The organism is Microbacterium yannicii PS01 (assembly GCF_000304335.1).
GTDB classification, from domain to species: domain Bacteria; phylum Actinomycetota; class Actinomycetes; order Actinomycetales; family Microbacteriaceae; genus Microbacterium; species Microbacterium yannicii_A.
The window spans coordinates 44,069-63,314 of sequence record NZ_CAJF01000004.1; the positions used below are offsets into that span (position 1 = coordinate 44,069).

The following is a 19,246-nucleotide window of genomic DNA, read 5'->3' on the forward strand; positions in this document are numbered from 1 at the left end:
CTCTTCTTGGCAGAGGGGCCGGGCGCCTATTTCATGCGCGGGCGCCGCTCACACGAGCAGCTGGTGCTTGGCGAGGTCGCGGTACAGCGGAGTCGTCGCAACGAGCTCGGAGTGCGTGCCCTGGCCGACGACGACACCGTGGTCGAGCACGACGATGTGGTCGCTGTCGACCACCGTCGAGAGCCGGTGGGCGATCACGATGAGCGTGCGCCCGGCGGCGACGGCGTCGATCGCCTCGCGCATGCGCTGCTCGTTCAGGCCGTCCAGCGACGAGGTGGACTCGTCGAGCAGCAGGATCGGGGGAGCGGCCAGCAGCGCGCGGGCGATCGCCAGGCGCTGACGCTCGCCACCTGACAGCATGACGCCGCTCTCGCCGACCGGAGCGTCCAGGCCGAGCGGGTTGCGGTCGAGGACCTCGCCCAGATTGACCGCGCGCAGCACGGCTTCGCATTCCGCATCGGATGCCTCGGGCGAGGCCAGCCGCAGGTTGTCGCCGATCGTCCCCGCCAGCGTCGGCGCGTCCTGCTCGACGTAGCCGAGCTGGGCGCGCAGCATCGCGCGATCCATCGTGCGCACGTCGGCGCCGTCGAGCAGGATCGCACCACCGGTGGGGTCGTAGAACCGCTCGATGAGCGCGAGCGTCGTGCTCTTGCCGGCGCCCGACGGACCGACGAGGGCCACTCGCGCGCCGCGCGGCACCGCGAACGACACCCCCCGCAGCACCTCGCCGTCGGTGCGGGCGGATGCCGCGGCATCCGTCGCCTCGCGCTCGGGCAGCGCGATCGCCGACGTCTCGACGTGCGCGTTCTCGAGCACCGCGCGCGCCTCGGACGCCGCCTTCCGCCGCGCCTCGACGACGTTCTCGGGGTAGCGGAATCGGACGTCGCGGAACTCGATCGCCGGGACGGAGCCGTCTCGGCGTTCCCGGGTCGGCAGCCCGTCGGTCTCTTCCTGCGCCGCCCCTTCGCGCAACGTCGCCGCCAGCGCCGCGTCGTCCTGCGACTCGGTCGGCAGGTCGAGGACCTCTTGGATGCGGCCGAGCGCCCCGAGCGCCTGGTTCACCGACGTGATGGCGCCGAAGAACGAGCCCAGGGGCGCGATCAGCAGGAACAGGAACATGATGAACGTCACCAGGCTCGCGATCGTGATGGCCCCGGTCGCGACCCGGTAGCCGCCGAGGCCGATGACGACGAGCAGCGACACTTGCAGCGCGATCCCGGCGATCGGCACGACGAGCGCCGAGACCTTCGCGATGCGCACGCCGACGCGATAGGCGTCCGTCGCCCGCGCGGTGACGGCCTCGGTCTCGCGGTCGGCGGCGCCCGCGGCGCGCACCGTGCGGATCGAGCCGACGGCCCGCTCGACGCCCGACGCGAGCTCGCCCACCTTCTCCTGCTGTTCGGTCGAGGCGGTGCGGATGCGGCCGCTGAGGGCGACCACGCCCACGACCGACACACCGATCACGAGCACGATGATCCCGAGCAGCAGCGGGTCGATCAGCGCCATCGCGACGATCGCGCCGACGAACAGCAGTGCGTTGCCGATCGAGTCGGCGAGTCCCTGGGTGAGGGCCGAGTACAGCAGCGTCGTGTCGCTGCCGACGCGCGAGACGAGGTCGCCGGTGCGACGGGCGTCGAACTCGCTGATCGGCAGGTGCAGGATGCGCGCGATGAGCTTGCGGCGGCTGGAGTACACCACGGCAGTGCCGGTGCGCTGCAGCAGGTAGTGCTGCCAGCCCGAGATGAGCGAGCCGACGACGACGAACGCGATGAGCGCCCAGATGAGGATGCCGAGCGGGAGCTCGTTCTGCACCCGCTCGATGACCTGGCCGACCAGAAGCGGCTGAACGAGGGTCGCGACCGCGCCGAGCACGCTCAGCACGGCGACGGCGACGAGAGTGCCCTTGTGCTCGAAGATGTACGGCAGCAGCTGCCCGAAGCTGGCGCGGGGGCCCTCCGGGACTTTGCCGCGCGGTCCGCGGCCTTTCGTGGATGCCGGCGCGGCAGCCGTGGTCGGCTCGGTCGTCGGCTCAGGGGAGGGGGCCTCGTCGAGTTCGGCGGAGGGCATGGGTCTACCTCGTTCGTGAAGGGGGTTACTTTCGACCGTACTTCTTGTGGACGGCCTGTCGGCTCACTCCGAGCGCGCTGGCGATCGCCTGCCACGAGAAGCCGAGGTTGCGCGCCTTGCGCACCTGGACCTCCTCGGCGCGGGCCAGCTCGCGACGGACCTCGGCCAGGCGATGGAGCTCAGCCAGCGGCTCGCGTTCGGGGACGGCGCCGATCAGGGTGCGGATGTCGTCGCCGCTCATCGTCTCGTCCTCCCGGATCGGCTCGGGGATGCCGGTGTCGAGGCATCCGTCGTCAACCATAGTTGACGCCCCACTCTGGCGTCAACTACGGTTGACGAACGCGGCGTCGTGGACGGGCGTTAGGGTAGTCCGGTGCCTGCCCCCGTGATCGCTGCGAACAACCTCGTCAAGGCTTACAAGCTCAAAGGCAAGCCCGACTTCCTGGCGGTCGACGGGCTGTCGTTCGAGGTGGCTCCTGGCGAGTCGTTCGGCCTGCTCGGTCCGAACGGCGCCGGCAAGTCGACGACGATGAAGATGATCGGAGCGGTCTCGACGCGCACGGCCGGCGACCTGTCGATCCTGGGGCTCGATCCCGACCGCTACGGACCCGAGATCCGCTCGCGACTGGGAGTCGTGCCTCAGCAGGACAACCTCGACGGGGAGCTCAACGCCCGCGAGAACCTCTACATCTACGGGCGGTACTTCGGGCTTCCGGGCAAGGTCTGCGCGCAGAAGGCCGATGAGCTCCTCGCCTTCGCCGCCCTCGAGGACAAGGCCAAGAACAAGGTCGACCAGCTCTCCGGCGGTATGAAGCGCCGTCTCACCATCGCCCGCGGTCTCATCAACGACCCGCGCATCCTGCTTCTCGACGAGCCGACCACGGGACTCGACCCGCAGGCGCGGCACGTGCTGTGGGACCGCCTGTTCCGTCTCAAGGAGCGGGGCACGACCCTCGTGCTGACGACGCACTACATGGACGAGGCCGAGCAGCTGTGCGACCGGCTCATCGTCGTCGACAAGGGCAGGATCATGGCAGAGGGCACGCCGGCGTCGCTCATCCGCGAGCACTCCAGCCGCGAGGTGCTCGAGGTGCGCTTCGGCTCCGACCGCAACCAGCAGGTGGCGGGCCAGCTCGCCGGGATCGGCGACCGCGTCGAGGTTCTGCCCGACCGCGTCCTCGTCTATGCGCACAACGGCGAGGCGGCACTCGAGGAGGTCACCCAACGCGGCCTCAACCCGATCACGAGCCTCGTGCGCCGCTCGAGCCTCGAGGATGTGTTCCTGCGTTTGACCGGAAGGTCGCTGATCGAATGAGCGCCCGCCCCGAAGAGTCGCCCGTCACCACGGATCCGGCGCTGGACGAGCTGCGCGCCGAGGCCATGGAGTGGGGTCGCAAGCCGCGCTCGCGCGGCACCTGGTACGTCACCGAGCACATGGTGCGCGCGATGCGCGCCTACGGCTGGACCATCATCGTCGGCGCGCTCGGGCAGCCGGTGCTCTACCTGCTGGGGCTGGCCGTCGGCCTGGCCGCCATCATCGACGCGCCGATCGAGGACGGCGGGCAGACGGTGCCGTACCTGGTGTTCGTCGCGCCCGCCCTTCTGATGACCTCGGCGATCGCCGTCGCCTCCGAGGAGTTCACCTACCCGGTCATGGCCGGATTCAAGTGGCGCCGCTACTTCTACGGCTTCAACGCCTCTCCGCTGTCGTCGAGCCAGATCGCGAACGGCGTCGTCGCAGGCGCGGGCGCTCGCATGGCCCTCACGGTCGTGCTGTACTTCGCCTTCATCGCTCTGTTCTTCGCGATCCTCCAGCCCGGCGCCATCGTGCCGGCGACCGCGTGGCTGTCCGTCTTCATCGGCCTGCTCGCCGGCCTGTCGTTCGGCATTCCGCTGATGGCATACGCCGCGACCATCGAAGACGACAAGGGGCAGTTCGCGCTGGTTCAGCGGTTCATCTTCATGCCGATGTTCCTCTTCTCGGGCACGTTCTACCCATTGGCGAACATCGGCTGGCTGCAGTGGATCGGCTGGATCTCTCCGCTGTGGCACGCCACAGAGCTCGGCCGCCTGGTGACCTACGGCAAAGAGATCGAACCGCTCCTCGTGGTCGTGCACGTGGCCTATCTGCTTCTGCTGACGGTCGGCGGGCTGATCATCGCGCGTCGCCTGTTCGAGAGGAGGCTGGCGAAGTGAGCGTCGGGCAGGCCCAGGACAGCACGGCGACGGCCGCGGTCCGCACCGGCGGCGTGCGGGCGCTGTGGGCCGGGAATCCCCAGTCGGTCGTGCAGCGCGGCCTCATCGCCGCGCGCTCGTCGAGCTGGATCGTCGTGCTGTCGGGCTTCTTCGAACCGGTCTTCTACCTCGCCTCGATGGGCATCGGCCTGGGCTCCATCATCGGCGAGGTCGAGACCTCCAGCGGCGTGGAGGTCTCGTACGCCGCATTCATCGCGCCGGCGCTCCTCGCCGTCTCCGCGATGAACGGCGCGATCTACGACTCGACGTGGAACGTCTTCTTCAAGCTCAACTACGGCAAGCTCTACGAGGGCATGCTGGCGACCTCCCTCGGCCCGCTCGATGTCGCGCTGGGCGAGATCCTCTACGCGCTGCTGCGCGGCCTGCTCTACGCCACCGGCTTCATGGTCATCATGCAGCTGCTGGGGCTGAACCTGGCGTGGACGGCGATCCTCGCCATTCCCGCCGTGCTGCTCATCGCCTTCGGATTCGCCAGCCTCGGAATGGCGGTCACCAGCTACATGAAGACCTTCCAGCACATGGACTGGATCAACTTCGTGCTGCTGCCGATGTTCCTCTTCTCGGCGACCCTGTACCCGATCTCGATCTACCCGGACTGGGTCGAGGGGATCATCATGGCGTTCCCGCTCTGGCACGGCGTCGAGCTGGTGCGCGGGCTGACCACCGGCATCCTCACACCCGACATGCTGTGGCACGTCCTGTACTACGCGGTCATGATCGCCATCGGCCTGGTGTTCACGACGAAGCGGCTGCGCGCCCTCTTCCTGGACTGAGGGACGCGAACGACGGATGCCTCGGAGCAGCGCTCCGAGGCATCCGTCGTTCGTGTGGTCCGCGCGAGATCAGAGGGATCCGGTCGCGCCGACGCCGAGGTTGTCGTCGTAGTCGACGTTCTTGGTCTCAGGCGAGAGCACCAGTGCGATGAAGGTGAGCACGCCCATCGCCGACAGATACAGGCCGACGAGAACGGGGCTTCCTCCCGACGCCGCCCAGAGTGCGACCGCGACGATGGGCGCGAGCGCCGCACCGAGGATCGACGAGACGTTGTAGGCGACCGCCGACCCGGTGTACCGGACGTTCGTGGGGAACAGCTCGGGGAGCACCGCGCCCATCGGCCCGAACGTCGAGCCCATGAGCATGAAGCCGAAGATGAGGAAGGCCTGGGCGAGCGCTCCGGCGAACTTCGGATCGGCCTGCGGCAGCAGGAACAGGTTGAAGGTCAGGCCGAACACGATGATCAGGCCGGTGACCCACAGCAGGAGCTTCCGTCGTCCGATGGCGTCGGCGATCGGACCCGACAGCAGCGTGAAGATGCCGAAGAAGACCACGCCGATGATCTGCATGATCACGAAGTCGGTGTACCCGAACCCGAGGCCCGGATAGAACTGGGCAGCGAACGCCGCCGCGTCGAACGGCTGGCCGGACGCCTCTGCCGCTGCCCGGGCAGCCGCGGACGCGGTCTCGAGATCGGCGGGCTTCGTGCCGTACGACAGGGTGAAGTTCGTCATCAGGTAGAACAGGACGTAGGTCGCCAGCATGATGAACGTGCCGAGGATCAGGTGCCACCAGTGCCGGCGGAAGACGGTGCCGAGCGGGAACTTGCGGATCGCGCCCTTCTCCTCGGCTCGGACGAACGTCTCGGACTCGACGAGCCGCAGCCGCACCCACAGGCCGATGATCACCATCACAGCCGAGAAGAGGAACGGCACGCGCCAGCCCCACGCCAGGAAGTCGGCGGACCGCTGGCTCGCGCCGTCGGGGTGGGGGAGAAGGAAGTTGATGGCGAGGAACACCGAGTTGGCGATGATGAAGCCGAGCGGAGCGCCCAGCTGCGGGAAGGTGCCGTACCAGGCGCGCTTGCCCGCCGGAGCGTTCTCGGTCGCGACCAGGGCGGCGCCCGACCACTCGCCGCCGAGCGCGAATCCCTGCGCCAGGCGGAGGATCAGCAGCAGCAGTGCCGCCCACCAGCCGATGCCGTCATAGGTCGGCAGGCAGCCGATGAGGAACGTGGCGATTCCCATCGTGAGCAGCGAGGCGACGAGCGTCGCCTTACGACCGAAGCGGTCGCCGAAGTGACCGAACACGATCGCACCGAGCGGGCGCGCGATCATCGCCGCGCCGAACACGCCGAACGAGGCGAGCAGCGCCGTGGTGTCGTTGCCGGTGGGGAAGAACAGGATCGGGAAGACGAGCACGGCCGCCGTCGCATAGACGTAGAAGTCGTAGAACTCGATCGTCGTTCCGACGAGGCTGGCCGCGATGACGCGGGAGCGGGGGTTGGCGGGAGCGGTGGTCGTCGCCGTGGAAGAAGCCATGAAGATGCCCTGGGGGGAGTAGCGGAGCGAGAACGTCCTTGTGGAACGTGTCGGTGTGCGTCCGCTCGGCGCGGGGTGACGCGCCGGGGCAGCGCTGGTCACCGGGCGTGCGGGGGCGTTGTCACCCGGGCACAAACGACCAGTCTAAGCGGCTCAGCGCCAGATCACGCCGAGCCCGGCGTTGAGCAGGGTCAGGATGCCGATCGACCAGAACAGCGCCGGCGCGACGGCGCCGTTCTTGCGCTGGCGGCCGGCCCCGATGCCGAGCAACGCCCCGATGACGAGGAGGACGACGAGCTTCACGCCGATCTTGACGTAGTTGAGGTCGCCATCAATGCCCCAGGGAGCGGCGAGCGCGAGGCCCGCCACGCCGGCGATCGCGAGGCCCCAGTCCATCGGGCGGATGATGCGTCGCCTGCCCACGGCTTCGACGACCCAGGCGCCGAAGAGGACCGCGAAACCGACGAGGTGGACGAGCACGACGATGTGACGCAGGGTTTCCATGCTGGTCACGCTAGGACGATCCCGTATCCGGCGCCAGCGAGGGCCGCCTCACCCGTCCGCCGAGTCCCCGGAACCGGTCACTGGTGTGTGGAACCGGTCACTGAGACCGCTACCGGTCACTGAGCCTGTCGAAGTGCACGAAGGACGAGCGCCGTGCGGATCGCGGCATCCGCCGCCTCGAAGCCCTTGTCCTCCTGCGAGCCGGGGAGTCCCGCGCGGGCGATGCCCTGCGCCTCGTCGTCGAGTGTCAGCACGCCGAAGCCGACCGGCTTGCCCGTGTCGATCGCGACGCGGGTGAGGCCGTCGGTGGCGGCGTTCGAGACGAAGTCGAAGTGCGGAGTGCCACCGCGGATGATGACGCCGAGCGCCACCACGGCGTCCGCGCCTGCGTCGAGCGCCGCCTTCGCCACGACCGGGAGCTCGAACGAGCCCGGGACGCGCACGAGTCGCCAGGTCGCTCCGGCCGCGTCGAGTGCGCGCTCGGCGCCGGCGATGAGGCCATCGGTGATGACGTCGTGCCAGGTGCCGGCGACGACGACGATGTCGAGTCCGGTTGCGTCGACGGGACCAGTGGTGGCCGGTGCGCCCTTGCCGCTCATCGGTCGTCTCCTTCGTGACGCTGAGCGCCGTCCTGCATGAGGGCCAGCGCGTCGGCGAGGTCCTCTTCGGCGATGATGTGTCCCATGCGGTCCCGCTTCGTGGCCAGGTACTGATGGTTGTTCGGGCCGACTCCCACCAGCAGCGGCACCTGCTCGACGATGTCGAGACCGAGCTCGCGCAGCTGGTTGGCCTTGTCGGTGTTGTTGGTCAGGAGCCGCACCTTCTCGATCCCGAGATCGGCGAGGATGCCCGCTGCCGCCGCGTAGTCGCGGGCATCGGCCGGGAGGCCGAGCGCGAGGTTGGCATCGACCGTGTCGAGTCCGCGCTCCTGCAGCGAGTAGGCGCGGAGCTTGTTGATGAGGCCGATGCCACGGCCCTCGTGTCCGCGCATGTAGATGACCACGCCGCCGTCCTGCTCGATCGCGTCCAGCGCAGCCTCGAGCTGCGGCCCGCACTCGCACTTCAGCGAGCCGAAGGCCTCACCGGTCAGGCACTCGGAGTGCACGCGCACCAGCGGCGCGGCGGTCAGCTCGCCCGAGACGACGGCGATGTGATCGGTGCCGGTGACCCGATCCTTGTACGCCAGGAACCGGAAGGAGCCGTGCGAGGTCGGAACACGGGATTCGGCGCGCAGGCTCACGCGGCGCTTGTGGGCGGGGCGCGCAGCGGCCGACACCGGCTCGGTCTCGTCGAGATAGGCGATGAGCTGCTCGATCGTGATCACCGGCACGCCGTCTCGCGCGCCGAGCTCGACGAGACCCGGAAGCCGCATCATCGAGCCGTCCTCGGCCACCACCTCGGCGATCGCGCCCACCGGCTCGAGCCCTGCCAGGCGGGTCAGCTCGACGGCGGCCTCGGTGTGGCCGGCGCGCTCGCGCACGCCGCCCTCGACGGCTCGCAGCGGCAGGATGTGACCCGGACGGATCACGCTGGCGGGCGTCGCCGACGGGTCGGCCAGCACGTTCAGCGTGTGCGCACGATCGGACGCGCTGATCCCGGTGGAATGGCGGTCGGCGGCATCGACACTGACCGTGTACGCGGTGCCGCGTGCGTCCTCGTTGTTCTCGACCATCGGCGGCAGGTCCAGCCGGTCCGCCCACTCGGCGGGCATCGGGGCGCAGATGAAGCCGCTGGACCAGCGCACGGTCCACGCGATCCACTCCGGAGTGGCGAGTTGGGCCGAGAGCACCACGTCGCCCTCGTTCTCGCGATTCTCATCGTCCGCGACGATGACGGGTCGGCCCGCGCGCAGCGCCTCGAGCGCGTCGGGGATCGTGGCAAGGCTCATTCCGAGCCTCCTTCCGTCGGTGCGGCCGCAGCCGCGGGGAACTCAGGGGCCGCCGTCGCAGCGGCGGGGGTGAAGGCGAGCAATCGCTGGACGTGACGTGCCAGGATGTCGGTCTCGATGTTCACGCGGTCGCCGGGCACGCGCGCGCCGAGGGTCGTGGCGGCGAGCGTCTCGGGGATCAGCGACACCTCGAACCACGCCGCGGCCGGCTCGGCACCGGCAGAGGCGGGGCTGGCGGCGCTCACCGTCAGCGAGACGCCGTCGACGGCGATCGAGCCCTTGTCGACCACCAGGGGGGCGAGCTCGCCCGGCAGCCCGATGCGCAGCACGCGCCACTGCGCGCCGGGACGCACTTCGAGCACCTCGCCGGTGCCGTCGATGTGGCCCTGCACGATATGTCCGCCGAGTCGCCCGTGCGCCGCCGTGGCGCGCTCGAGATTGACCGGGCGTCCGGGTGCGACCCCGACGAGCGTGGACATGTCGAGCGTCTGCTTCATGACGTCGGCCGTGAACCAGTCCGGGCCCTGGTCGACGACCGTGAGGCACACGCCGCTGACCGAGATGGAATCGCCGTGCGCGGCATCCGACACGACCCGGGGACCCGCGACCGTCACGCGCACGCCGTCACCCGACGGCTCGACGGCGGTGACCTGGCCGATCTCCTCCACGATTCCGGTGAACATCAGGCGTCTCCTTCTTGTTCGGCGTCGGCCGCGGCGGGTGCGCCGGGCGCTGTCTCGCCGTGAGGGGTGGCGACCACGAGCAGGTCGTCGCCGAGCGGCAGGACGCTCGCCACCGTCAGGCGGCGGGCGTGGGCGATGGTGTCGACGCCGATGTCGCGCACGGCGAGCATGTCGCCGCCGAGGAGGACCGGCGCGATGTACACGAGCAGCTCGTCGGCGAGTCCCTCGCGCAGGAAGGACGCGGCGACCGTCGGCCCGCCCTCCACGAAGACGCGGTGGGCTCCGCGCAGGCGCAGATCGTCCAGCACGGCGACCAGGTCGCCCGAGAACTGCAGGAAGCGGTGCGGGTGGCCGTGCAGCGCGGCGTCGTCGGGCACGGCGCGCGCGCCCAGGACGACCGGCACGGGCTGGTGGTCGCGCAGCGATCCGTCTTCGGCGCGTGCGGTGAGCGCCGGATCGTCGGCGAGCACCGTGCCGGTGCCGACCACGATGACATCGGCGAGCGAACGCCGTCGGTGCACGTCGGCGCGTGCTGTCGAGCCCGTGATCCACTTGCTCGTGCCGTCGGATGCCGCGGCCCGGCCATCGAGACTCTGCGCCCACTTGACCGTCACGTGAGGACGGCCCAGCCGCTGCACAGCGAGCCACGAGTCCAGCAGCTCGTGCCCCTCGCCGGAGAGGAGACCCGACTCCACATCGACCCCGGCCTCGCGCAGCCGCGAGCCGCCGCCCGAGGAGCGCGCGCCGGGATCGTCCACCGCGTAGACGACCCGGGCCACGCCTGCGGCGATGAGCGCTTCGGAGCAGGGTCCGGTGCGACCGGTGTGGTTGCAGGGCTCGAGGGTCACGACGGCGGTCGCCCCGCGGGCCGCGCCGGGGGCGAGTCGCGAGAGCGCGTCGACCTCGGCGTGCGGGGTTCCGGCCCCGCGGTGCCAGCCTTCGGCGAGGACCTCGCCGTCGGGCGAGAGCAGCACGGCGCCGACCTGGGGATTGACGCCCCGCGGGCCGCGCTCGGCGATCGCGAGCGCGCGGCGCATCGCGTCGCGTTCCGCTGTGCTCGCCATCCTGCTCCTCGTCTCGCCGGCTGTGAATTCGCAGCTCGGGCGCTCCGGGGCAGGGGAAGCGGCGGCGCGCGTGACGCCGCCCGTGCTGCCTCCCATCCGGACTAGCGACCGATGCCCTCTCGGACCTCTGTCGCATCACCGTCGGTTCCGGAATTCCACCGGATCGGCCAGGGCGGCATCCGAAACGGATGCTGAGCCTCGGCTCGCGGACTGTCACCGCCGGTTCGGATTCTCACCGACCCCGGAGCACGTTGATGCTCTCGAGTCTAGTCAACGCGCCCCTCGCCGATTCATTCCATGTCATCGCATGCAACGTGCACGCGTGGGACCGGGGCGCGGCGCGTCCCGGTATCGCCCGGCCGACGTAGCCTGGAAGCAGGGAAGGTGAGGCGATGACCACGGCAGGGGCACGCGGTTTCGAGCTGCTTCAGGCGCGTCCGTATGCGGACGTGCTGATCGTCGGCGGCGGCATCAACGGGCTGGCGACGTTCCGCGATCTCGCCCTGCAGGGCGTCGATGTCGCGCTCGTCGAGCGAGCGGACTTCGTGAGCGGCTCTTCGGCCGCCTCGTCGCACATGATCCACGGCGGCATCCGCTATCTCGAGAACGGCGAGTTCCGCCTCGTGCACGAGGCGGTCACCGAGCGCAACGGGCTGCTGCGCACCGCTGCGCACTATGTCCGGCCGCTGCAGACCACGATCCCCATCTTCGCCACGTTCTCGGGCATGCTCTCGGCGCCGCTGCGCTTCCTCCGGCACGGCGGCGGAAAGACACGCGAGCGCGGTGCCCTCCTCATCAAGATCGGGCTCGTCATCTACGACTCGTTCTCGCGCGGCGGCGGCCTGTTCGCCAGCGCCTTCGGGCACGGAACGGTGCCGCGTCACACCTTCCGCGGTCGCAAGCGCTCGCTGCGGGACCTGCCCGAGCTCAATCCGGACGTGAAGTACACCGCGACCTACTGGGATGCGTCGCTGCACGACCCCGAGCGGCTCGCGATCGACGTGCTGCGGGACGGCCGCGCTGCCGGAGGCGATCGTGCGCGCGCCGCGAACTACACGGCGGCGGTCGGCGTCGAGGGCGGCCGCGTCGTGCTGCGCGACGGCGAGACCGGCGCCGAGACGCCGTTCGCGGCATCCGTCGTCATCAACGCGTCCGGTCCGTGGACCGACCTCACCAACCTCGCGCTCGGCGACCCCACCCGTCACATGGGCGGGACGAAGGGCTCGCATATCGTGCTCGACCACCCCGAGCTGCTGGCCGCGACGGGTGGACGCGAGCTGTTCTTCGAGAACGAGGACGGGCGGATCGTCCTCATCTACCCCCTCAAGGGCCGGGTCCTCGTGGGGACCACCGACCTCGAGCACGACATGCGCGACCCGGTCGTCTGCACCGACGCCGAGGTCGAGTACTTCATCGACCTCGTGGCCCAGGTGCTGCCGGCGATCCGCGTCGATCGATCGCAGATCGTCCATCGCTTCGCCGGCGTGCGCCCGCTCCCCGGTCACGGCGAGCTGGCGCCCGGGTTCGTCTCGCGCGACTACCGCATCGAGGCCGCGCCGCTTCCGGGCGGGGATGCCACGGTGCTGAGCCTCGTCGGCGGCAAATGGACCACCTTCCGGGCGTCCGCCGAAGACCTGGCCGACCGCGCACTCGCGCTTCTCGCCCACCCGCGGCGCCGCTCCACCAAGGGCCTCGCGATCGGCGGAGGGCGCGGATACCCGGTGACCGAGCGGGCGCGGCAGCAGTGGATCGCGGGGCACACCGACGACCTTCCTGCGGCGCGGGTCGCCACGCTGCTCGATCGCTACGGGACGGTGGCCTCCTCGGTCATCGACGCCATCGCCGCCGCCGACGACGACGCGCCGTTCGAGCACGCGCCTGAGTACAGTACGGGGGAAGTGCGCCACCTCGCCGCGAGCGAGGATGTCGTGCACCTCGACGACGTCCTCATGCGGCGCACGAGCATCGCCTTCATCGGCGCGGCGACCCCCGCCGCCGTCGCCGAAATCGCCCGCGCCGTCGCGCCCGTCCTCGGGTGGGATGCCGCACGGACCGACGCCGAGACGACTCGGGCGCTCGCCGCCGTGCACGCCGCCGACCCGGCCGGGGCCGAGGCGTCCGCACGATAGCCTGACCGCACCCGTGAACGGCGCCCGGCGCTTCGATCGCGGGAACAGCGAGCGGGCGACGCCGCGAAGGCGCGGCTCGCAGAGAGGAGACGGCGTTGGCCGACCACGTCCTTGCCATCGACCAGGGCACCACATCGACTCGTGCGATCGTGTTCGATGCGGGAGGCGCGATCGTCTCGGTCGCACAGCGAGAGCACGAGCAGGTCTTCCCCCGGGCCGGCTGGGTCGAGCACGACCCGGTCGAGATCTGGACCAACACCGAGTGGGTGATCGCCGCCGCCCTGTCGCGGGCGCGGATCGCGGCATCCGGCGTCGCCGCCATCGGCGTGACGAATCAGCGCGAGACCGTGATCGTGTGGGAGAAGCGCACGGGGCGCCCGGTCTACAACGCGCTGGTGTGGCAGGACACCCGCACCCAGCCGCGCATCGATCAGCTCGCGCGCGATGGCGGCTCCGATCGCTTCGCGGAGACCACGGGCCTGCCGCTGGCGACATACTTCTCGGCGTCGAAGGCGGCCTGGATCCTCGACAACGTCCCGGGTGCCCGCGCTGCTGCGGAGGCGGGCCAGCTGCTGTTCGGGACCCCCGACACCTGGGTGGTGTGGAACCTCACGGGCGGCGCGCGCGGCGGCATCCACGTCACTGACGTCACGAACGCCTCGCGCACGCTGCTGATGGACCTGCGCACTCTGGACTGGTCGGACGAGCTCCTCGACGTCTGGGGGATCCCCCGCGCGATGATGCCCGACATCCGCTCGTCCTCGGAGGTCCTGGGGCACTCGCAGCTGCCGTCGGTGCTGGACGGCGTGGCGATCGCGGGCATCCTCGGCGACCAGCAGGCGGCGACCTTCGGGCAGGCCGCGTTCGACGCCGGCGAGTCGAAGAACACCTACGGAACCGGCAACTTCCTGCTCGTCAACACCGGCACCGAGATCGTGCGATCGGGCAGCGGCCTGATCACCACGGTGGCCTACCGCTGCGGCGACGAGCCGGCGCGGTACGCGCTCGAGGGCTCGATCGCCGTCACCGGCTCGCTGGTGCAGTGGCTGCGCGACAACCTCGGGATCATCCAGCGCTCGGAAGACGTCGAGACGCTCGCCGCCACTGTCGACGACAACGGCGGCGCCTACTTCGTTCCGGCTTTCTCGGGCCTGTTCGCACCGTACTGGCGGCCCGACGCGCGCGGTGCACTGGTCGGCCTCACCCGCTACGTCAACAAAGCCCACATCGCCCGCGCCGCGCTGGAGTCCACTGCCTTCCAGACCCGCGACGTCATCGACGCCGTCATCGCCGACACCGGCCGCGGCCTCGATGAGCTGCGCGTGGACGGGGGCATGACCCGCGACGACCTCCTGATGCAGTTCCAGGCCGACATCCTCGGCATCCCGGTCGTGCGCCCGAAGGTCGTCGAGACGACGGCGCTCGGCGCGGCGTACGCCGCCGGCCTCGCGACCGGCGTGTGGCGAGACCTCGACGAGCTGCGGACGCACTGGCGGGAAGACGTCCGCTTCGAGCCGCGGATGCCCGAGGAGGAGCGCGAACGCCGGTACCGGATGTGGCGCAAGGCCGTCGCGAAGTCGCTGGACTGGGTGGACGACGACGCGCGGGTGCTCATGGGCACGACCGGCGACTGAGGCGGGCTACTTCAGCAGCCGCGACAGCCGGCGGTCGGCGAGGATCTTGCCGCCCGTCTGGCAGGTGGGACAGTACTCCAGCGAGTTGTCGGCGAAGAACACGCTGCGCACCGTGTCGCCGCACACCGGGCACGTCGCGTCGCGGCGCCCGTGCACCTGCATGCCGCGGCGCTTGGCGTCCTTGAGCTCGGCAGGCGGCTTGCCGGATGCCGCGGCCACCGCCTCGGCCAGCGTCGCCGTCAGCGCGCCGTAGAGCCGGTCGACCTCGGCCCGATCAAGGCTCGCGGCCAGCGCGTACGGCGACATCTTCGCCGCGTGCAGGATCTCGTCGGAGTAGGCGTTGCCGACGCCGGCGATGACCGACTGGTCCCGCAGCACGCCCTTGATCTGCGTGCGGCGGCCCTCCAGCAGTGCGGCGAACGTCTCGCGGCTGAAACCGCGGTCGAGGGGATCGGGGCCCAGACGAGCGATACCCGGGACATCGGCGGGATCGCGCACGACGTACACCGCGAGCGACTTCTTGGTGCCGGCCTCGGTGAGATCGAAGCCCGACCCGTCGCTCAGTGCGACCCGGAGTGCGATCGGCGTCTTGCCCGGCTTGATGAGCGTAGGCGTCAGCTGGTCGGTGAAGCGCAGCCAGCCGGCCTTGGCGAGGTGGAACACGAGGTGGGGGCCGGTCGTGGCGAGGTCGATGAACTTGCCGTGACGCGACGCTCCGGTGATCTCGGTGTCGTTCAGGGCATCGATGGGCGGATCGTACGTCTTCAGCGCCGCGATGTTGGCGACCATCGTCCGGGTGATCCGCAGACCGGTCACCCGCTCGCCGAGGAAGTCGACGAGCCCCTGCACCTCCGGCATCTCGGGCATGGCCTCATCCTGCCATGGCGCACCGACGCGCCGACAGCCGGCGTTTCACGCTCGCCGGGCGCGGCACCGGCACGATCGGAGTCAGTCCTGCAGGACCGGCCAGGGCTGCGGCATCCGGTCGTCCGTCGTCAGCAGCCCGGCGATCCAGCCGTCGTCGCGTCCCTGCGGATTCACGAGCGCCCCGCGGAGCGTGCCCTCGTACCGGAAGCCGAGGCTGCGCGCGGCGCGGGCCGAGCCGATGTTGCCGACGACGGCACGCCACTCGATCCGGTGCAGGCCGGGGCCCTCGGACGCGAAGCCCCAGTCCACGACGGCCCGTGCGGCCTCGGTCAGCAGCCCGCGCCGGCGCGACCACGGCGAGACCCAGTAGCCGAGCTCGCCGCTGCCGGTTCCGTCGAGCCGGTACAGCCCGATCATGCCGGCGAGCACGCTGCCCTCGCGCATCGCCCAGGTCACGTGGGCTCCGCTTCTCCAGTCCGCGGCGACCTTCGGCACGAACTCCTCGGCGTGCCGGCGTTCGTACGGCGACGGGACCGTCGTGTACCGCTGGGTCTCGGCATCCTGGCAGGCGTCGTAGATCGCGTCGACGTCGTCGACCGTCGGAAGCGACAGCACCAGCCGCTCCGTACGCAGAATCACAGGCTCCACCTCGTTACCGTACAGCCCCGCCCCGGTTCGCAATTCAGTCTGCAACGGATGCCGAGGGGCGCCGCATTGGCGCGGAGTCCGCGAGCGCGCACACACGAGGTCTCACGCGGACTGAATTGCGAACCGTGGGTCGCTGGTTCCTCCCCAAAGGAGACGTGGTGCAGTGCTGCCCACAGTCCCGATGATCTCGAGGCGGATGTGGTCGGCCCGCAGGGAGACTGCGAACGTGCATGTGAAAACCCGCGCCGAACTTCTCGCATGCGGCTGGACCTCGCGGCAGATAACTGCGAGCGTCCGCACCGGGGTGGTGATTCGTGCCCGCCGGAACCGCTATGTGCTCGCCGACGCGCCGGACGACGTGGTGAAGGCGGTCCGGGTCGGCGGACTTTTGAGCTGCCTCTCGCTGCTGCGCGCGCTGGACGTCTTCGTCTTCGGGAAGCCGGATCTGCACGTTCACATGCTTCGCGGCGCGAGCCGCATGCGCTCGCCGAAGAGCGCGAGCAAGAAGCTGCCCGATCGCCGACGGCGAAAGATCACCCTTCACTGGCACGCGCTCGTCGTCGAGCCCGGTGCCGGATGTGTCAGCGTCTTGGACGCTCTGATCCATGCCGTGCGGTGTCAGCCGCCGCGGCATGCCGTTGCCTCGATCGACAGCGCGCTGAACAAGGGTCTGCTCGAAGTGGACGAGCTCGCCATTCTCTTCGGTGCCCTTCCGAAGCGCCATCAGATCCTGCGGGAATTCATCGACGGTCGAGCTCAATCCGGGCCTGAAACGCTTGTCCGGCTCATGCTGCTGACTCTCGGGTGCGAGTTCGCGCTCCAGGTGGAGTTCGGCGGAGTCGGCTTCGTCGACCTCGTCGCCGACGGCTGGCTCGTCATCGAATGCGACAGCAAGGCGCATCACAGCTCCTGGGAGCAGCAGATGAAGGACTACCGACGCGACCTCGAGCTGGCCAAGCGCGGCCTCTCGGTGCTGCGCCTCACCGCCGAGGACATCCTCTACAACCCCGATGAGGTGCTCGACGCGCTTCGGAGCCTTCTCCGCGGTCCTCGCCCCGTGGTGTGAGTCTCCGCGAGCAGCGCGTCTGCTCGGCACCTCTGACCCGTCGGCTGTTCGCAATTCAGTCTGGATCGGATGCCGGCCCTCACGATTCCGCGGATCTCCGGGGCGCGCCGCCTCCCTTCGCACGGCAGGGACTGAATTGCGAACGGGGGAGGGAGTCCTGGGTGGGGATCGGGAACCGTGACTGCGGCCGTGGAGGTTCGTCGCTCAGTCCGCACGGGATGCGACCGGCCGAGAAACCCCGGAGATCCCGGGATCGGGGCGGCGTCGCCCGCACCCGAGACTGAATTGCGAACGCGGCCGCCACTGAACGCGCCGGTCCGCACCGGGTCAGATGCGGCGGAGGAGGCCGACCTTGTCGTAGACGTCCGAAAGCGTGCGGCCGGACACCTCGTCAGCCTTGGCGGCGTTCACGGCGAGCACGCGGTCGAGCTCGGCCGGGTCGTCGAGCAGCTCGAGCGCGCGAGCGCGCACCGGACCGAACTCGTTCACCACCACCTCGGCGAGACCCTTCTTGAAGTCGCCGTAGCCGCGACCGGCGTACTCGTCCTCGATCGAGGGGATCTGGCGGCCAGTCAGGGCCGCGTAGATCACCAGCAGATTCGAGACGCCCGGCTTGGACTCCCGATCGTAGCGCACCGAGCCCTCGCTGTCGGTGACGGCGCGCATGATCTTCTTCGCAGACACCGCCGGGTCATCGAGCAGCCAGAGCACACCGGCATCGGACTCCGCGGACTTCGACATCTTCGAGGTCGGGTTCTGCAGGTCGTAGATGCGCGCGGTCTCCTGCTGGATGACCGGCATCGGCACCGTGAAGGTCGCGCCGTAGCGGCTGTTGAACCGCTCGGCGAGGTCGCGCGTCAGTTCGACGTGCTGCTTCTGGTCGTCGCCGACGGGCACGATGTCGGTCTGGTACAGAAGGATGTCGGCCGCCATCAGCACCGGATAGGTGAACAGTCCGACCGACGTGACGTCGGCCCCGTAGCGCTGCGACTTGTCTTTGAACTGCGTCATCCGGCCGGCCTCGCCGAAGCCGGTGACCGTGGACAGGATCCACGCCAGCTCGGCGTGCGCGGGCACGTGCGACTGCACGTACAGCGTCGACTTCGACGGCTCGATGCCGGCCGCGATGTACTGCGCGGCGGTGCGGCGAGTCTTCTCGCGCAGCTCGGCCGGATCGTTCGGCTGGGTGAGGGCGTGCAGGTCGACGACGGAGAAGAACGCGTCGTAGGTCTGCTGCAGGTCGCGCCACTGCATCAGGGCCCCGATGTAGTTGCCGATCTGGAGGGAGTCGGCCGAGGGCTGCATTCCGGAGTAGAGGCGCGGTTTGCTCACCTCACGATCCTAAGGGCGGCGGATGCCTCAGCCGGCCGCCGTCGGCAGCGCTCGGCGTTCGATGCCCTCGAGCAGGATGTCGAGGGCGAACTCGAACTCCGTCCGGTCGTCGCACCAGCCGAGCGTCCCGACCTCGTCGTCGTGGACGACATCGACCAGCATGGCTCGGACATTCGGCATGAGCTCGCCCAGCGCCGCGGCGGCGGCCGCGTCGACCTGGCCGTCAGCGCCGGGCGGGTCGTCGAGGATCAGCTCCTGCGAGAACCCGAACTGGCGACTGCCCAGGGTGTGCATCGCGTGATGGATGAGGTCCCACGACAGCCCGCCGGACCGCATGACGCCGACGTTGGTATCGACCCACGAGCCGAAGGCCGGTGTCATCGTGCCCCGGGCCTCCAGTGCGCGCGGCACCCACGAGTGATCCTGCAGCACGTCGCGGGCTGCGAGGATCCGTGCGCGGAGGTGCTCTCGCCAGGAGGCCGGCGGGGGAGTGGTCGCCGCTTCGGCGCGCCGGGCGACGTCTTCGAAGATGAGGTCGAGCGCGCCGGTGACGACGGCGTCCTTGCCCCGCACGTGGTAGTAGATCGACATCGGCTCGACGCCGAGCTGCTGGGCGAGCCGCCGCATGGTGAGGGCGTCGAGGCCGCTCTCGTCGGCGAGCCGGATCGCCTCTCGCAGAACCCGCTCGCGAGACAGCGGCACTCGTGCGGGCGTCGTCGCGGCCGTCGTCATTCGTGACCTCCTGTCTCCACGGTACCGCCCCGGCTCTGGCGCGAGCCTGACCGGAGTCGAC

General features: G+C 70.0%; 18 protein-coding genes and 1 riboswitch. Of the genes, 6 read left to right on the forward strand and 12 right to left on the reverse strand.

Annotated features, from left to right (window positions below):
* Positions 1-48: 48 nt before the first annotated feature.
* On the reverse strand, positions 49-2,067 hold the full coding sequence (locus tag WYM_RS03335; RefSeq protein ID WP_019179411.1) for an ABC transporter ATP-binding protein: 2,019 nt from the start codon (positions 2,065-2,067) through the stop codon (positions 49-51).
* Positions 2,068-2,092: 25 nt separating this feature from the next.
* A complete protein-coding gene (locus WYM_RS03340; protein ID WP_040569010.1) occupies positions 2,093-2,308 on the reverse strand; it encodes a transcriptional regulator in 216 nt (71 codons plus the stop codon).
* 132 nt (positions 2,309-2,440) lie between these two features.
* Here WYM_RS03340 and WYM_RS03345 point away from each other — a divergent pair, with 132 nt between their 5' ends.
* Genes WYM_RS03345 through WYM_RS03355 form a run of 3 tightly spaced genes read left to right on the forward strand, consistent with a single transcriptional unit; the run spans position 2,441 to position 5,096 of the window.
* Positions 2,441-3,382: an ABC transporter ATP-binding protein gene (locus WYM_RS03345; protein ID WP_019179413.1), complete on the forward strand. Its 942-nt coding sequence runs from the start codon at positions 2,441-2,443 to the stop codon at positions 3,380-3,382.
* A complete protein-coding gene (locus WYM_RS03350; RefSeq protein ID WP_019179414.1) occupies positions 3,379-4,263 on the forward strand; it encodes an ABC transporter permease in 885 nt (294 codons plus the stop codon). Before WYM_RS03345 ends, WYM_RS03350 begins: the two co-directional genes overlap by 4 nt.
* Positions 4,260-5,096 (forward strand): ABC transporter permease, encoded by an 837-nt coding sequence (locus WYM_RS03355; protein WP_019179415.1) that lies wholly within the window; start codon positions 4,260-4,262, stop codon positions 5,094-5,096. The genes WYM_RS03350 and WYM_RS03355 overlap by 4 nt, the downstream gene beginning before the upstream one ends.
* A gap of 69 nt (positions 5,097-5,165) precedes the next feature.
* Here WYM_RS03355 and WYM_RS03360 read toward each other — a convergent pair whose 3' ends face one another.
* The 6 genes from WYM_RS03360 to ribD all read right to left on the reverse strand — a co-directional run bounded on the left by WYM_RS03360 (position 5,166) and on the right by ribD (position 10,777).
* The gene (locus tag WYM_RS03360) at positions 5,166-6,638 is read right to left on the reverse strand and encodes an MFS transporter (RefSeq protein WP_019179416.1); all 1,473 of its coding nucleotides are present in this window, start codon (positions 6,636-6,638) and stop codon (positions 5,166-5,168) included.
* Positions 6,639-6,791: 153 nt separating this feature from the next.
* Positions 6,792-7,142, reverse strand: coding sequence for a hypothetical protein (locus WYM_RS03365; RefSeq protein WP_019179417.1), 351 nt, complete (start codon positions 7,140-7,142; stop codon positions 6,792-6,794).
* A 116-nt stretch (positions 7,143-7,258) separates the two neighbouring features.
* Positions 7,259-7,741 (reverse strand): 6,7-dimethyl-8-ribityllumazine synthase, encoded by a 483-nt coding sequence (ribH, locus tag WYM_RS03370; RefSeq protein ID WP_019179418.1) that lies wholly within the window; start codon positions 7,739-7,741, stop codon positions 7,259-7,261.
* Positions 7,738-9,030, reverse strand: coding sequence for a bifunctional 3,4-dihydroxy-2-butanone-4-phosphate synthase/GTP cyclohydrolase II (locus tag WYM_RS03375; RefSeq protein ID WP_019179419.1), 1,293 nt, complete (start codon positions 9,028-9,030; stop codon positions 7,738-7,740). The genes ribH and WYM_RS03375 overlap by 4 nt, the downstream gene beginning before the upstream one ends.
* Positions 9,027-9,713, reverse strand: coding sequence for a riboflavin synthase (locus tag WYM_RS03380; RefSeq protein ID WP_019179420.1), 687 nt, complete (start codon positions 9,711-9,713; stop codon positions 9,027-9,029). The genes WYM_RS03375 and WYM_RS03380 overlap by 4 nt, the downstream gene beginning before the upstream one ends.
* Positions 9,713-10,777, reverse strand: coding sequence for a bifunctional diaminohydroxyphosphoribosylaminopyrimidine deaminase/5-amino-6-(5-phosphoribosylamino)uracil reductase RibD (gene ribD / locus WYM_RS03385; RefSeq protein ID WP_019179421.1), 1,065 nt, complete (start codon positions 10,775-10,777; stop codon positions 9,713-9,715). Before ribD ends, WYM_RS03380 begins: the two co-directional genes overlap by 1 nt.
* A gap of 79 nt (positions 10,778-10,856) precedes the next feature.
* Positions 10,857-11,030, reverse strand: a riboswitch (FMN riboswitch).
* Positions 11,031-11,169: 139 nt separating this feature from the next.
* Here ribD and WYM_RS03390 point away from each other — a divergent pair.
* Together WYM_RS03390 and glpK are read left to right on the forward strand one after the other, a co-directional pair.
* Positions 11,170-12,906 (forward strand): glycerol-3-phosphate dehydrogenase/oxidase, encoded by a 1,737-nt coding sequence (locus WYM_RS03390; protein ID WP_019179422.1) that lies wholly within the window; start codon positions 11,170-11,172, stop codon positions 12,904-12,906.
* Positions 12,907-13,001: 95 nt separating this feature from the next.
* Complete coding sequence (gene glpK / locus WYM_RS03395; protein ID WP_019179423.1) at positions 13,002-14,540, forward strand: glycerol kinase GlpK; 1,539 nt, start codon at positions 13,002-13,004, stop codon at positions 14,538-14,540.
* Positions 14,541-14,546: 6 nt separating this feature from the next.
* Here the strand turns inward: glpK and WYM_RS03400 are convergent, their stop codons facing one another.
* Together WYM_RS03400 and WYM_RS03405 are read right to left on the reverse strand one after the other, a co-directional pair.
* Positions 14,547-15,407, reverse strand: a complete 861-nt coding sequence (locus tag WYM_RS03400) for a DNA-formamidopyrimidine glycosylase family protein (RefSeq protein ID WP_019179424.1) — start codon at positions 15,405-15,407, stop codon at positions 14,547-14,549.
* Between the two features lie 81 nt (positions 15,408-15,488).
* A complete protein-coding gene (locus WYM_RS03405) occupies positions 15,489-16,055 on the reverse strand; it encodes a GNAT family N-acetyltransferase (protein ID WP_026059509.1) in 567 nt (188 codons plus the stop codon).
* 304 nt (positions 16,056-16,359) lie between these two features.
* Between WYM_RS03405 and WYM_RS03410 the strand changes: the two genes are divergently transcribed.
* The gene (locus tag WYM_RS03410) at positions 16,360-17,121 is read left to right on the forward strand and encodes an endonuclease domain-containing protein (protein WP_237739284.1); all 762 of its coding nucleotides are present in this window, start codon (positions 16,360-16,362) and stop codon (positions 17,119-17,121) included.
* Positions 17,122-17,448: 327 nt separating this feature from the next.
* On the opposite strand, the gene trpS is transcribed toward WYM_RS03410, so the two are convergent.
* A complete protein-coding gene (gene trpS, locus WYM_RS03415; protein ID WP_083866126.1) occupies positions 17,449-18,453 on the reverse strand; it encodes a tryptophan--tRNA ligase in 1,005 nt (334 codons plus the stop codon).
* 27 nt (positions 18,454-18,480) lie between these two features.
* Entirely contained in the window at positions 18,481-19,185 is a 705-nt protein-coding gene (locus tag WYM_RS03420) for a TetR/AcrR family transcriptional regulator (protein ID WP_019179428.1), read from the reverse strand.
* Positions 19,186-19,246: the final 61 nt, after the last annotated feature.